Origin of the sequence: Rathayibacter sp. VKM Ac-2754, from assembly GCF_009807095.1 — a bacterium.
Taxonomy (GTDB): domain Bacteria; phylum Actinomycetota; class Actinomycetes; order Actinomycetales; family Microbacteriaceae; genus Rathayibacter.
Genome location: NZ_WUCC01000003.1, coordinates 295,233 through 308,895, shown reverse-complemented (window position 1 = coordinate 308,895; position 13,663 = coordinate 295,233). Strand labels below are relative to the sequence as shown.

Genomic DNA, 13,663 nt, shown 5'->3' with positions numbered 1-13,663 from the left:
GTCGGGTGGCGCCGAGTCTACGAGTCGCGTCGGATCGGCGGTGGCTCGGTGAATCGCACGGGCGGTGGGCCGCCGGGAAGCGCGGGCGGCCGGGTGGTGACGCGGCGTCCGGTGGGGGTGCTCCACTCGGCCGTGCCGTCGGGCTGGAGGTTGTAGCTCCAGCGATCGCCGTGTCGGACGTGATGGTGGCTGGTGCAGAGACTGAGGAGGTTCTGGAGGCTGGTCTCGCCGCCGTTCCGCCACTCGACGGTGTGGTCGGCCTCGGCCGTGGAGGCGGGGCGGGTGCAGCCCGGGAACCGGCAGGTCTGATCGCGGAGCTGGAGCGCCAATCGCATCTGCGGGGGAGGGACGCGGAGGGTGCGTCCGACGGAGGCGATCATCCCCGTTTCCGGTTCGACGAGGACCCGGGTGAACGTCTCGCCGATGCCGACGAGCTCCCGTGCGGCATCGGCCGGGATCGGCCCGTAGCCGTCGAGGTCGGCAGGATGGTCGTCGAGACCGACCGCCGTGGTGGCGGGGAGGGTGACGCGGATCTCGGCGCGGAGGCCGGGTACGAAGGTCGGCGCGGGGCGGTCGCTCGCGAGCGGAGTGGTGCCGGCGATGTCACCGTCGCAGACGAGATCGGCCATGGCGTCGGCACGCAGCTGCGCGAGCGTCCGCGTGTCGCCGGATTCCTCTGCGGCAGCGCGCAGCGTGCGTGCCATCCGGTCGAGGCGGTTCAATGCTCCGGCCGCGACCGGCGCGGGCAGTAGTGCGCAGAGGGTGGCCATCCCGTCGATCCCGGCCGACATCCACACCGACCGCTCTTCACGAGCGCGCGCGTGCCGCTCGGAGAGGGGTTCCTCGTGCAGCTCCTCTCTCAGTTGCGCGACGGCGCGCCGCAGCTGACCCGGCGTCAGTGAGAGGGCCAGGGCCGCGCCACGTTCGTCGAAGGCGGCGCGGGACTCGACGGGCAGGGTCGCTGCGGCCGCGCAGATCACTCGGCCCGCCTCCCACCGTATGAGCGCGCCGGCCAGGGCGGCCCGGGTGTGCGGCAGATCGTCGACGAGCAGTCGCGCCTGCTCGAGCTCGTTCGACGCCACCCGCTCGGAGACGCCCATCGCGATCGCGAATTCGGCACGGATCGACCGCTCCGCCAGTTCGCTCGACTCGCTGGCCGACGGACCCCTGGCGAAGGACTCCGGAGAGGAGATCGCGGTGCGGTATCCCTCGTACAGCTGCTCGGCCGAGGCGAGGAGGAGCGGCGCGGCGGCGCGGGCGAGCTCACCCGCGCGGTCTCCGCGTTCACGTGCCTCGGCGAGCACCGCTCCAGCCGTTCTCGTCTCTGCCATGCGGGAGAGTCAATCGGTCGGAGGCGCCACGGGACTCGCGGAGACAGCTTCTGTCGACGACTCGCCGCAGCGTCCCCCTGTGGAGGAGCACCCTCAGCGCCTCAGCGCCTCAGCGCCTCAGCGCCTCAGCGCCTCAGCGCCTCAGCGCTTCAGCACCGTCAGTGCTTCAGCGCCAGTGCGCCAGCTCGCTCGCCAGCGTCGCCCGGGCGCGCGCCAGCATTCCGCGCACGGTCGTCAGCGGCAGGCCGAGCTCGGCGCCGATCTCGAGGTAGCTGGCGCCCTCGACGCGCAGCTCCCAGCAGCGGCGCTGCGGTGACGGCATCGTGGCGAGGACGCGGCGGGCGTCCGCGGCGAGGGAGGCGCGGCTCGCCTGGGCGTCGGGTGCGTCGTGCGGCGAGGCGGGCAGCTCGTCGTCGAGCTCGGCGCGCGTGCGCGTCGCCGAGGATCGGAGGCGGTCGTAGCTCCGGCGTCGGACGGTCGTGACGAGCCAGCCGGCGATCGTGTCGCCGTCGATGACGCTGTCGGCGTGGCTCCAGGCGGCGAGGAAGGTGTCCTGCACCACGTCGTCGACGTCGGCGCTGCTGCCGAGCGTGCGTCGGGCGGTCGCGCGCAGCAGCCCGGTGTAGCGGCGCACGATCACGGCGAACGCGTCGCTGTCGCCGGAAGCGGCCCGGATGACCAGGACGCGGTCGGAGTCGGGGTCGAGAGCCGGGACCGGCGGGCGGGCGGTGCTCGGCGGCGCGAGCAGGGTCGGTGCGAGCGGGCCCGCGGGGGCCGTGGCCACGCGGATCTCGGCCCTGGGCGGGACGGACACCGAGGCGCCGCGAGCCGTCGCGACGAGCGAGGGTGCGAGGGCGCGCGCGGGGACGATCGGCGCGGACGTGAGGGCGGGGGGTGCGGTCGAGAGCATGCGGACTCCGGTGGTCAGGTAGATGTATACGCATGATTCGGAGGAGGGGTCGGGGCAGGATTGCGGCGCTACTGCCCCACTACGGGGGACATGTGATCGTCGCGGGGGGCTTCCGCCACGACGATGCAGAAAGGGTGACCCGCCGGATCCGCGAAGACGTGGAGCCTCGTCCGGTCGTCGCTCCGGTCCTCGATCATCACGGCGCCGCGTGAGACGGCCGGCGCTCGCCGCCGCTCGAGCTCGACGGCGTCGGAGACCGTGGAGTCGAAGGTGCGACAGCGCTCAGCGGCGCGTGAGCACGAGGTGCACGACTCCGCTCGGCGAGGGCGTCGCCTCGACGGCGAAGCGCTCCTCGAGGCCCTCGAGTCCGTCCCAGAGGCGCTCGCCGCGGCCGAGGACGATCGGGACGAGCACGAGGTGCAGCTGGTCGATCAGATCGGCCTCGAGGAACTGCCGGACGGTGGCGACGCCGCCGCCGATCCGGACGTCGAGGTCGCCGGCGAGGGCGCGCGCCAGCTCGAGGGCTTCGGCGGGGTCCGCATCGACGAAGTGGAAGCTCGTGCCGCCCGCCATCTCGAGCACCGGCCGCGGGTGATGGGTCAGGACGACGACCGGGGTGTGGAAGACGGGGTCCTCACCCCACCAGCCGCGCCAGTCCTCGTCCTCCCACGGGCCGCGCTGGGGGCCGAACTTGTTGCGGCCCATGATCTCGGCGCCGATGCCGCGCGCCCAGCGGGAGGCGAACGCGTCGTCGACGCCGACCGAGCCGGGCGACTCGCCGGGCACGCCCATCTCGCGGAACGTCCGCGTCCCGACGGCCCACTCGACGAGCCGGTGGCCCGCGTGGCCGAAGGGGGAGTCGAGGGTCTGGCCCTCGCCGGCGCCGTAGCCGTCGAGGGAGACCGAGAAGTTGTGCACGCGGACGAGGCTCATGCCGCCATCGTCCTCTCTCAGGAGGCCGGGCAGTGCAGCTGCGTGCGCTCTCCGGAGCGGTCGATGTCGTGCCGGTCCATCGGCTCGCCGCAGAGGGGGCAGCGCGGGTCGGCGGTCGGGACGAACGGCGCCTCCGGGGAGCCCGTGCCGATGTGCGCCGGGCCGGTGAAGCTGTAGATGATCCGGTTGAACTTGTTGTAGAAGCCGGGCTTCCCGTCGAACGGGTTCATCGGGTTCGGCGTCCTTCGTGTCATAATCCTTAGTATACTAAGCAATCGTGACGATGACCTCGGAGAGCCTGGATCCGCTCGCGCTCGACCGCCAGCTCTGCTTCGCCCTGGCCGTCGCCTCGCGCACGGTCATCGGCGCCTACAAGCCGATCCTCGAGCCGCTCGGCCTGACGCACCCGCAGTACCTCGTGATGCTCGCGCTCTGGGAGCGGGAGCCTCGCTCGCTCTCGGACATCGCCGAAGTGCTGCGCCTCGAGCCCGCGACGCTCTCGCCGCTGATCAAGCGGCTGGAGGCGGCCGGCCTCGCGACCCGCGCGCGCGACCCCCGCGACGAGCGGCTGCTCGCCGTCCGCCTGACGCCCGCGGGGCGCGAGCTGCGCGCCCGTGCCGAGGAGGTGCCTCCGCAGGTCGTCGCCGCGCTCGGGGTCGACCTCGACGAGCTGCTCGAGCTGCAGGCGCGCCTGACGGCGGTCATCGAGCGGATCGCGCCCGTCTGATCAGCTCGCGCCGTCCGCCGCTCCGAGATGCTCGAGGAGCGCGGGGACGAGCAGCGGCCAGGTCTCGGGAGGCGGGAACTGGTGGCCGAGACCGGGGACGGGGAGCAGGTGCGCGCCCGGGATCTCGCGGGCCAGCGCCTCGCCGTGCCCCAGGGGGAACAGCGGATCCTCGGTGCCGTGCACGACGAGTGTGGACGCCGTGATCGTCGCCAGCTGCTCGCGGGTGCCGCTCGCGGACGGGATCGCCCAGTGGTTCGATCCGGCCGAGAGATCGATCGAGCGGTCGAAGGCGCTGTCGCTGATCCGCCGCACCCGCGCCTCGTCGACGGGGATCGAGCCGCCGAACAGCGCCTCCTCGGCGAGAGTCCGCCGGAGGACGGCGTCGCGATCGGTCCAGTCGACGGGCGATTCCTCCACGGCGAACGACGCGGCCAGCGCCGGCGACATCTGGGGCAGCCCCTCGGAGCCGGGCCCGCCGGGACTCGTCGAGAGCAGCGTCAGCGAACTTACCAGCTCCGGCCGCGCGATCGCGAGCTGCTGCGCGAGTCCGCCGCCGAGGGAGAGGCCGATCACGTGCGCGGGCGAGAGACCCGCCTCGGTGATCACTCCGGCCAGATCGTCGACCAGGTCGTCGCCGGTGTAGTCGGCCTCGCCGGGCGGGCGCGTCGTCGACTGGCCGGTGTCGCGGAGGTCGTAGCGCAGCACGCGGTAGCCGCCGGCGGCGATCGCCTCGCAGAGCTCGACGTCCCACCAGTCCGAAGGGGACGAGGCGCCGGGCACCAGGACGACCCCGGGGTGGTCGGGCGACCCGAACTCGCGGACCCAGAGGTCCACTCCGTTCACCGCGAGCAGGCGGCCTGTTCCCTCGTCGGTCATGCACCCACTCTCGCCCGGGTGCGGGCGCGCGACAAGCGGCAGCCCGGATCGATCCGGCGGCCGCCCGGATCGATCCGTCGAGAACGACCCGTCCTGCTCGGTCGCACGGGCCTGCTCCGATGGATCGATCCGCGGAGCACGAGGCGCATCGCGGGACTCTCCGTGAGAATGCCAGCAGCCCTTCCGAGATCCGGGGGCGATCGCGACGGCGAGGGAGCCGAGATGACCGACGACACGCAGCGGACCCGGACGGTCTCGTGGCAGGACCCCTTCGTCGGGGCCGCCGCCGCGCAGACGATGAGCGGGCTGGAGTACCTGCGGGCGATGCTCGACGGCAGCATCCCGCCTCCGCCGATCGTCGCGCTGATGAACATGCGCCTCGAGCGGGTCGAGCAGGGGCTGGTCGAGTTCGCCTGCGCGCCCGACGAGTCGCACTACAACCCGATCGGGCGCGTGCACGGCGGCTTCGCCTGCACTGCCCTCGACTCGGCGGCGGGCTGCGCCGTGCAGTCGACGCTGCCCGCGGGAGTCGGCTACACCTCGCTCGACCTCACTGTCAGCTACCTGCGCGGCGTGCACGCGGGCGGCGGCGAGCTCCGCGCGATCGGCGCCGTGGTGAAGCCCGGCCGCCGCGTCGCCTTCGCGGAGGCGCGCCTCCTCGACGCGCAGGACCGCGTGGTCGCGACGTCGACGCTGCTGGTGTTCCCGCACGGGGAGTAGAGGGGGCGGCGCCTCAGAGGTCGACCACCAGGCGCGCCCCCGCCGCCCGCGACACGCACGGGTACAGCACCGTCGACTCCGGAGTGGTCAGCGAGTCGCGGTGCTCGACCTCGCCGCTGAGCACCCGCACCGCGCACGAGCCGCAGACGCCGCGGAGGCAGGAGCCGGTGACGGGCAGGTCGCGGGCCGCGAGCGCCTGCAGCATCGTGCGGTCGGCGGGCACCTCGACGTCGAGGTCGGAGCGCGCGCAGTGCACGGTGAACGGCGCGTCCGGTCGGGCCGCGACGGGCTTCGGCTCGAAGCGCTCGAGGTGCAGACTGCCGGGTGGCCACGCCGCCATCGCGGCCGTCACCGCATCGAGGAAGCGCGCCGGGCCGCACGCCGACACCGCGACGCCGGGGCGCGGATCGGCGAGCAGCGCGGGGATGTCGAGCCGTCGCGCCGGGGGGTGCAGCGACACTCTGGCTCCGAGTGCCGCGAGCTCCGAGCGGAACGGCACCGCCGAGTCGCCGCGGACGGCGTAGTGCAGCGCCCACTCCGCCCCGTCGCGGTGGAGGCGCTGCGCCATCGGCAGGAGCGCGGTGATGCCGATGCCCGCGGCGAGCAGGAGGTGCTCGTCGGCCGCCGGCTGAGGGAAGAGGTTCCGCGGCGGCAGCACGCGCACGATGCTGCCGACCCGGAGGAACTCGTGCACGTACATCGAGGCGCCGCGCGAGCGCTCCTCGCGCAGCACGGCGATGCGGTACGTCCGTGGATCCGAGTCGAGCAGCGAGTACTGCCGCTGCTGCCGCGTGATCAGCTGCACGTCGAGGTGCGCGCCCGGCTCCCACGGCGGCAGCGGAGCGCCGGAAGGATCGGCGAGCTCGACGCTCACGATGCCATCGGCCTCGGGAGTGATCCGGGTCACCACGAGCCTCAGACGATCGGGCACGATCAGTACAGCGTCCGGTAGCCGTCGACCGACGCCGCGTCGATCTCGCGTGCGACCTCGGCGCCGTACCCCGATGCCTCCGCCCACATCGTCCCGGCGCTCGGCACTTCGTCGGCGAGGTCCTGCATCTCCGGGTCCCACAGTCGCGAGCGGAGCAGCGCCCGCCCGCAGTGCAGGTACACCTGGTCGATCTCGACGACGGTCGCGAGCTCCGGCACCACGTGGTCCTGCTCGAGCATGCGCCGGAGCGGGAGGTCGTCCGTGACGTACGCGGTGCCGTTGATCCGCAGCGTCTCGCTCATCCCCGGCACGAAGCAGACGAGGCCGACGTGGCCGTTGTCGAGGATGTTCGAGAAGGAGTCGGCGAGCCGGTTGCCGAGGCGGTCGGGGATCGCGAGGGTCCGGTCGTCGAGCGCGCGGACGAAGCCGGGGTGGTCGCCGCGCGGCGAGCAGTCGCAGTTCCCGGCGGAGTCGCTGGTCGCGAGGCACAAGAACGGCGAGTGCGCGAGGAACACGCGGCTGCTGCGGTCGAGCCGGTCGAGGATCTTGGCGCTCGTCGGCGGCTCGGGATCGCCCAGTGAGGCGCGGACGTCGGCGGCCGTGAGCCGCCTCATCCGCGCACCAGCCGGTCCCACGCCAGGTCGGCGAGGGTCTCGGCGTGCAGGTCGAGCAGCGAGTCGTCGAAGACCGCGGTCTCGGAGTGCATCGAGGGCGCTCCGGTGGCGTGGACGCCGGCGGGCCGTGTGCCGAGGAAGAGCAGTGTGCCCGGCACCTCCTCGAGCACGTAGGCGAAGTCCTCCGAGGCCATCGACGGCGCGGGGAGGCGGCGCACCCGGTCCGCGCCGTGACGCGCCTCGAGCGCACGCAGCACCTCCTCCGTCTCGGCGGGGTCGTTGTGCGTCACGGGGTAGGAGTCGATGAAGTCGGTGTCGACCGCGCAGCCGTGCGCCTCCCCGATCGAGGCCACCAGCTCGCCGAGCGCCGAGCGGACCAGCGCGAACGTCTCTCGCGAGAGGGTGCGGATGTTGACCAGCAGCTCGACCCGGGTCGCCAGCACGTTGGGCGCGGTCGAGTCGCTGACGATGCTGACGACGGAGACGACGGCGGGGTCGGTCGCGGGAACCCGGCGCGCCACGAAGGTCTGCAGGGCGAGCACGACCGCGGCGGCGGCGGGGATCGGATCGACGGCGAGGTGCGGGAACGCCGCGTGCCCGCCCGTACCGGTCACGGTGATCCGCAGGCCGCTGGCGCTGGCCATCATCGGGCCGGAGCGCGAGACGAACAGCCCGCGGTCGGTGGAGCAGTCGACGTGCATCGCGAAGGAGGCGACCGGGGGCTCGCCCGCGGCCTCGAGGACCCCCTCCTCGAGCATGAGCCGCCCGCCCGCGAAGCCCTCCTCGCCGGGCTGCAGCATGAAGACGACCGTGCCCGGCAGCTCGTCGCGGCGGGCGGCGAGCAGGCGCGCCGCTCCGACGAGGCCCGCCAGGTGCAGGTCGTGGCCGCAGGCGTGCATCGCCCCGTTCGTCGACGCGAAGGGCAGCCCGGTCGCCTCGGTGACGGGCAGCGCGTCCATGTCGGCGCGGAGGAGCACCACCGGTCCCGGCCGCCCGCGCAGCACCGCGGTGATCGACGAGAGCCCCCGCCCGGTCGTGATCTCGAGCCCGAGCGGCGCGAGCGCCTCGAGCACTGCCGCCTGCGTGCGCGGCAGATGGAGTCCGAGCTCGGGGTCGGCGTGCAGGCGGCGACGCAGGCGGACGAGGTCGTCGAGCAGCTCGGCGCCGGCGCCCGAGAAGGTCACGGGCGGGCCCGCCGGATCCGCTCGGCCAGCGCCGGGTGGCGGTAGGGGCCGGGGGCCTCGAGCGCGGTGGTGATCCGCTCGACCACCTCGTCGGGCTTGTCCTGGCTCATCTTCTCCTTGGCCTCCAGGCGCTTGACGCGGAGGCGGAAGCCGACGGTGCCGTGCACTATCCGCTCGGCGTAGGCCGCGTTCTCGGGCGTGATGCGGAGGCGGAACGGGTCGGGCATGGCGTCCTCGAAGTGGTCGACCAGCCGCTCGAGCACGGCGAGGTTCTCGGCGTCCGACAGGATCTCGGGCACCCCGTAGGCGTGCACGGCGGCGAAGTTCCAGGTCGGGACGGCCTGCGCGACTCCGTACCAGCTCGGCGAGACGTAGCCGTGCGGGCCCTGGAAGACGATCGCGATCTCGGACTCGCCGAGGCGGTGCGCGCGCTCGTCGGGGCGGCCGACGTGGCTGACGAGGACGAGCTCGTCGGTGCCCGAGCCCGGAGGAGCCTCCTCGAGCAGGAACGGGTAGTGCGAGACGACGACCCCCGCCTCGGTCGCGCTCACCATCGTCGCCCAGGGGTGCTCGCGGATGAGCGCGCGCACCTCGGCGGGATCGGTCATGGCGTAGTCCGGGTTCTCACGCATGGGCGTCAGCCTTCCTCGCCGTGCGCTCCAGCGCCATCGCGAACTCCGGCCACAGCTCCACGGGGATGTCGTGCCCCATCTCCTCGTAGAGGTGGAGCTCGGCGTGCGGCATCACCCGCGCCGTCTCGAGCGCGGCGCTCCAGTGCAGGCTCTGGTCGCCGCGTCCGTGGATCACGACCGTCGGCACGGTGACCCGCGCCATGTCTTCGCGCCGCTCGAGCGGTCCGCGGAGCAGCGCGTTCCACTGGCGCACGAGCCCCGTCGGCGTGTAGGCGCGGTCGTAGTAGCGGCCGCCGAGCTCGGCGCTCGCCGCGGCGTCGAAGGGGAAGCCGGGCGACTGGTAGTGCCGCTGCCCGCCGACGAACATCTCGACGTAGGCGTCGCGGTCGAGCGCGGGAGGCACCTCCGTCACCGGTTCGCCCGTGTGCTCGCCGACCAGGAACTCGGGGGCCGACGACAGCGACGTCGACATCAGCCCGAGCGAGGCGACTCGCGAGGGGTGCCCGATGGCGACGAGCTGGGCGAGGTAGCCGCCCATCGACATGCCCGCGAGGTGCGCCCGCTCGATGCCGAGGTGATCGAGCACCGCGACCACGTCGAGCGCCATGTCGGCGAGGTCGTAGTCGGCCGCGGTGTCGGCCGGGCCGCCGGTGGCCTGGCTCAGGCCGACGTCGCGGTTGTCGGTGCGGACGACGAAGAAGCCGTGCGCGACGAGCAGCTCGCAGAAGCGCTCGTCCCAGCCGATGAGCTGCGCGCCGCCTCCGTGCAGGAGGACGAGCGGGCGTCCGGAGGGGTCGCCGGTGGTCTCGTAGAAGACGTCGACGCCCGCGGGCGTGGTGATGAGGGGCAACGGACGGTCCTTCAGAGGGTCGAGTGGGTGAGGCGGCCGCCGAGGAGCGTCGCGGCGACCGGGGTGCCGCGCAGCTCCTCCGACGAGGAGGTCGACGGATCCGCGTCGAGGACGACGAGATCCGCTGCGGCTCCGACGCCCACCGTGACTCCGCGGGTGCTCGCCGCGAGGGCGACGTCGAACGGCAGCCGCTCGGCGGGGTGCCAGGCCTCGCGGCCGTCGCGGCGCCGGCTGACGGCGGCCGACATCGAGATCCAGGGGTCGAGCGGAGCGACCGGTGCGTCGGAGCCGAGCGCGAGCGTCGCCCCGGCCGCGTGCAGCGAGCCGAAGGCGAAGGAGCGGTCGGTGCGGCCCGGCCAGTAGCGGTCGGCGACGTCGCGGTCGTCCATCGCATGCTCGGGCTGCACGCTCGCGACGAGCCCGAGGCGGCCGAAGCGCTCGAAGTCCTCGCGCGCCACGAGCTGCGCGTGCTCGATCGTGCCGGCGATCCCCAGGCGCTCGAAGACGTCGAGCACGGCGGTGTTCGCCCGGTCGCCGATGGCGTGCACGGCGGGCGAGATCCCGGCGTCGCGGGCGCGCACCAGCAGCTCCTCCACGTCCTCGGGCGCGACGCTCAGCACGCCGCAGGGGTGCGGATTCTCGGCCGCGACTCCGGGGTACGGGTCCCAGCAGTAGGCGGTCCGCGTGTTCAGCGAGCCGTCGACGACGATCTTGAGCCGGCCCATCCGCACGAGCCCGGCGGAGTCGAGCGCGTCGCCCGTCCGCAGGCCCTCGGCGATCGCCGCGTCGAGCCGATCGGGCCAGACCGCGGCCTCGACCCGCAGCGCCGTGACTCCGGCCGAGACGCGCGCGGGCCAGTCGACGAGGTTGTCGGTGTTCTCGAACTCGACGATCCCGACGACTCCGCGTGCGGCGGCGGCATCGGCGGCCTCGCGGTAGGCGCTCACCGGCGGTCGGCCGACGGCGTCGAGCCGGTCGAGCATCTCGATCCACTCCGTCTCGCGGAGCATCCCGTCCTCGGGCACCGGCACGCCCAGCCGGCGGCCCGCGGCGGTGTTCAGCCAGCCGCAGTGCAGATCGCCGCTGATGAGGACGACGGGGCGGTCGGGAGCGATCGCGTCGAGAGCCGCGAGGGTCGGAGCGTCGGGCCAGAGTCCGTCGCGGAACCCGTAGCCGACGAGCACCTCGTCGGTCCGGACGGCCAGCGCCTCGCGCATGATCGCGACGGCGGCCGCGGCGCTGTCGGCCGGTGCCAGGTCGACCCGCTGCCGCTTGATCACCCACTGGGTGAAGTGCACGTGGGCGTCCCAGAATCCGGGCAGCACGAACCGCCCGTCGAGGTCCAGCGGGTCGGCGCCGGTCAGCGTCCCGGAGGCGCCGATCGCGGCGATCCTCCCGCCCTCCAGCAGCAGGTCGAGTGGTTCGGTGGCGCCGGAGAGCCGGGCGCGGCGCAGGAGCGTCATGCGTCCTCCAGATCGAGCGGCCGGCCCATCACGGGCACGGCGCGCAGCAGTTCACGGGTGTAGGGGTCGCCGGGATCGGTGAGCACCGCGTCCGTCGACCCGTGCTCGACGACCCGGCCGCCGCGCATCACGGTGACCTCGTCGCTGACGTAGCGGACGACGGCGAGATTGTGCGAGATGAAGAGCATCGTCAGCTCGAGGCGCTCCTGCAGCTCGCGCAGCAGGTTCAGCACGACGCCCTGCACCGAGACGTCGAGGGCCGAGGTGATCTCGTCGGCGATCAGCACCTCCGGCTCCGCGGCCAGGGCGCGGGCGATCGTGATCCGCTGGCGCTGACCGCCCGAGAACGCGGTCGGCCGGTCGTCGGTGCGGGCGGGGTCGATGTGCACCAGCTCGAGCAGCTCGCGCACCCGCGAGGCCCGCTCCGCACTCGAGTGCCGCCGGCCGGTCGCGAGCAGCCCCTCGGCGATCGAGGAACCCACACTCATCCGCGGATCGAGCGCCGAGAGCGGATCCTGGAACACCATCTGCACCCGCCGGCGCGCGGCCCGGGCATCGGGCGCCCGACTCGTGATGTCGACCCCGTCCAGGAGTATCCGCCCCGAGTGGATCGGCGACAGCCCCACCGCCACCCGCGCGACGGTCGACTTGCCCGAGCCCGACTCGCCGACGAGCCCGTGGGTCGTGCCAGGGCGCACCGTCAGATCGACGGAGTCGACGGCGGTCATCGCCGATCGCCCGTGGCCGAAGCGCACGGTCACGGCCTCGAATCGCAGCTCGCTCACGCCTGCACCTCCTGCAGCTCCGCGATGACGGGCAGGGCCGCCCCGCGATCGGTGGTCATGTCGGGCACGCAGGCGATGAGCCCGCGCGTGTAGGGGTGCTGCGCCTCGTCGAGGCGGGAGGCGGCGATCTCCTCGACCACGCGGCCGTCGCGCATCACGACGATCCGGTCGCAGAAGCCGCTGACCAGCGCGATGTCGTGCGAGATGAACAGGATCGCGGCGCCCGTCGCCTCCTGGGCCTCGCGGAGCGCCTGCATCACCTGCCGCTGCACGGTCACGTCGAGCGCGGTGGTCGGCTCGTCGGCGATCAGGAGGCGCGGGGCGCCCATCAGGCCCATCGCGATCATCGCGCGCTGGCGCATCCCGCCCGAGAACTCGTGGGGGAGCTGCCCCACCCGCCGCTCGGCGTCGGGGATGCGCACGAGGTTCAGCTTGTCGACAGCGCGGCGGAGCGACTCCGCTCGGCTGGTGCGGGCGTGCACCTCGCTCGCCTCCCGCAGCTGCCGGCCGATGGTGAGGGCCGGGTTCAGCGAGGTCAGCGGATCCTGGAAGATCATCGCCTGCTCGAGCCCGAGCCGGCGGCGCTCGGCCGCGTTCGGCACGGCGGTCATGTCGATCCCGCGGAACGTCAGCTGCGAGCTGGTGACCCGCGCCTCCGGCCCGAGGAGACCCGCGACGGCGCTCGCCGTCACCGACTTGCCCGAGCCGCTCTCGCCGACGATGCCGACGGTCTCGCCCGGCAGGATCGTGAGGTCGACCCCGTGGACTCGCTCGATCATCGCGCCGTCGCGACCGGGGAAGGCCACGCGGAGGTCCGACATCTCGACGACGGGAGTCGCGTCGGTGACGGGCGCGACGACCTCGTCCGAGCGCCGGCGCCGCACGGCCTTGAGCCGCTTCGTGCGCGAGGTCGACTCGCTGAACACCTCGCCGAGCAGCGCGAACACGACTCCGACGAGCACGATCGCGATGCCGGGGCCGATCGCCGCCATCGGGTCGACGTAGATCCGCTTGGCGCCCTCGTTGAGCAGCCGGCCCCAGTCGAACTCGGGGGCCTGCACGCCGAGCCCGAGGAACGACAGGGCGGCGAACGAGAGCAGGGTGACGGAGGCGTGCGCGGCGGTGTTCACGAGCAGCGGCGGCAGGATGTTCGGCACCACATGGCGGACGGTGGTGCGCAGCGATCCGCTCCCGAGCATCCCCGCGGCCCGCACGTAGTCGCTCGACGCGACCGAGGCCGCCAGAGTGCTGGTGAGGCGGGCGAACACCGGGATCCCGGCGAAGCCCACGGCGAGCATGGCGCCGACCGCGGTCGTGCCCCAGATCACCGAGAAGAACAGCGCCAGCAGCAGCCACGGGAACGACAGCAGGATGTCGATGAGCCCCGCGACGAGGCGCTGGAGCACCCGGGGCAGCAGCACCGCGACGACGCCGAGCAGCACGCCGCCGACGACCGAGATGCCGGTCGCGCCGAGGGTGAGCAGCACCGAGACGCGGGTGGCGACGACGACGCGGGCGAACAGATCGCGGCCGAGGTCGTCGGTGCCGAACGGATGCGCGAGGCTGACGCCCTGCTGCCGGTCGGGGATGGAGCGCTCGGTGGCCAGGTCGCCGAAGAGGATCGGGCCGAGCACGGTCGCGAGCACGACGAGCAGCAGGCCGACGGCGGCGGCGAGGCCCTGGGGGGAGCGGAGTCGGTTTCTCATG

The 13,663-nt window shown here is 73.4% G+C and carries 15 protein-coding genes and 1 pseudogene; 2 read left to right on the top strand and 14 right to left on the bottom strand.

The features are described 5' to 3' along the window. Window positions 1-17 precede the first annotated feature (17 nt). The 5 genes and pseudogenes from GRS92_RS06980 to GRS92_RS06960 form a co-directional block, all read right to left on the bottom strand. Window positions 18-1,331, bottom strand: coding sequence for an HNH endonuclease signature motif containing protein (locus tag GRS92_RS06980; RefSeq protein ID WP_159854599.1), 1,314 nt, complete (start codon window positions 1,329-1,331; stop codon window positions 18-20). 166 nt (window positions 1,332-1,497) lie between these two features. After that, entirely contained in the window at window positions 1,498-2,241 is a 744-nt protein-coding gene (locus GRS92_RS06975; protein WP_159854597.1) for an RNA polymerase sigma factor, read from the bottom strand. Between the two features lie 68 nt (window positions 2,242-2,309). Continuing rightward, window positions 2,310-2,498: pseudogene (locus GRS92_RS19215) on the bottom strand (VOC family protein); the annotation flags it as partial. 25 nt (window positions 2,499-2,523) lie between these two features. Next, window positions 2,524-3,174 carry a dihydrofolate reductase family protein gene (locus tag GRS92_RS06965; RefSeq protein WP_159854595.1) on the bottom strand — a complete coding sequence of 217 codons (651 nt, stop codon included), beginning with the start codon at window positions 3,172-3,174 and terminating at the stop codon, window positions 2,524-2,526. A gap of 17 nt (window positions 3,175-3,191) precedes the next feature. Further along, the gene (locus GRS92_RS06960; protein ID WP_159854593.1) at window positions 3,192-3,428 is read right to left on the bottom strand and encodes a hypothetical protein; all 237 of its coding nucleotides are present in this window, start codon (window positions 3,426-3,428) and stop codon (window positions 3,192-3,194) included. 29 nt (window positions 3,429-3,457) lie between these two features. Here GRS92_RS06960 and GRS92_RS06955 point away from each other — a divergent pair, with 29 nt between their 5' ends. Then, complete coding sequence (locus tag GRS92_RS06955; RefSeq protein WP_159854870.1) at window positions 3,458-3,901, top strand: MarR family winged helix-turn-helix transcriptional regulator; 444 nt, start codon at window positions 3,458-3,460, stop codon at window positions 3,899-3,901. Here the strand turns inward: GRS92_RS06955 and GRS92_RS06950 are convergent, their stop codons facing one another. After that, a complete protein-coding gene (locus tag GRS92_RS06950) occupies window positions 3,902-4,777 on the bottom strand; it encodes an alpha/beta fold hydrolase (RefSeq protein WP_159854591.1) in 876 nt (291 codons plus the stop codon). 222 nt (window positions 4,778-4,999) lie between these two features. On the opposite strand from GRS92_RS06950, the gene GRS92_RS06945 reads away from it, so the two are divergent. Next, window positions 5,000-5,497, top strand: coding sequence for a PaaI family thioesterase (locus tag GRS92_RS06945; protein ID WP_159854589.1), 498 nt, complete (start codon window positions 5,000-5,002; stop codon window positions 5,495-5,497). Between the two features lie 13 nt (window positions 5,498-5,510). Here GRS92_RS06945 and GRS92_RS06940 read toward each other — a convergent pair whose 3' ends face one another. The 8 genes from GRS92_RS06940 to GRS92_RS06905 are packed head-to-tail and all read right to left on the bottom strand — an operon-like array spanning window position 5,511 to window position 13,662. Further along, the gene (locus GRS92_RS06940; protein ID WP_235021856.1) at window positions 5,511-6,404 is read right to left on the bottom strand and encodes a PDR/VanB family oxidoreductase; all 894 of its coding nucleotides are present in this window, start codon (window positions 6,402-6,404) and stop codon (window positions 5,511-5,513) included. A gap of 26 nt (window positions 6,405-6,430) precedes the next feature. After that, complete coding sequence (locus GRS92_RS06935; RefSeq protein WP_159854585.1) at window positions 6,431-7,042, bottom strand: MSMEG_1061 family FMN-dependent PPOX-type flavoprotein; 612 nt, start codon at window positions 7,040-7,042, stop codon at window positions 6,431-6,433. Beyond that, the gene (locus tag GRS92_RS06930; protein ID WP_159854583.1) at window positions 7,039-8,226 is read right to left on the bottom strand and encodes a M20 metallopeptidase family protein; all 1,188 of its coding nucleotides are present in this window, start codon (window positions 8,224-8,226) and stop codon (window positions 7,039-7,041) included. Before GRS92_RS06930 ends, GRS92_RS06935 begins: the two co-directional genes overlap by 4 nt. Next, entirely contained in the window at window positions 8,223-8,858 is a 636-nt protein-coding gene (locus GRS92_RS06925; RefSeq protein WP_159854581.1) for an FMN-binding negative transcriptional regulator, read from the bottom strand. The genes GRS92_RS06930 and GRS92_RS06925 overlap by 4 nt, the downstream gene beginning before the upstream one ends. Beyond that, entirely contained in the window at window positions 8,851-9,708 is an 858-nt protein-coding gene (locus GRS92_RS06920; protein WP_159854579.1) for an alpha/beta fold hydrolase, read from the bottom strand. The genes GRS92_RS06925 and GRS92_RS06920 overlap by 8 nt, the downstream gene beginning before the upstream one ends. Before the next feature lie 11 nt (window positions 9,709-9,719). Continuing rightward, window positions 9,720-11,171 carry an amidohydrolase gene (locus GRS92_RS06915; protein WP_159854577.1) on the bottom strand — a complete coding sequence of 484 codons (1,452 nt, stop codon included), beginning with the start codon at window positions 11,169-11,171 and terminating at the stop codon, window positions 9,720-9,722. Further along, window positions 11,168-11,956 carry an ABC transporter ATP-binding protein gene (locus GRS92_RS06910; protein ID WP_159854575.1) on the bottom strand — a complete coding sequence of 263 codons (789 nt, stop codon included), beginning with the start codon at window positions 11,954-11,956 and terminating at the stop codon, window positions 11,168-11,170. Before GRS92_RS06910 ends, GRS92_RS06915 begins: the two co-directional genes overlap by 4 nt. After that, a complete protein-coding gene (locus GRS92_RS06905; RefSeq protein ID WP_159854573.1) occupies window positions 11,953-13,662 on the bottom strand; it encodes a dipeptide/oligopeptide/nickel ABC transporter permease/ATP-binding protein in 1,710 nt (569 codons plus the stop codon). The genes GRS92_RS06910 and GRS92_RS06905 overlap by 4 nt, the downstream gene beginning before the upstream one ends. Window position 13,663 lies beyond the last annotated feature (1 nt).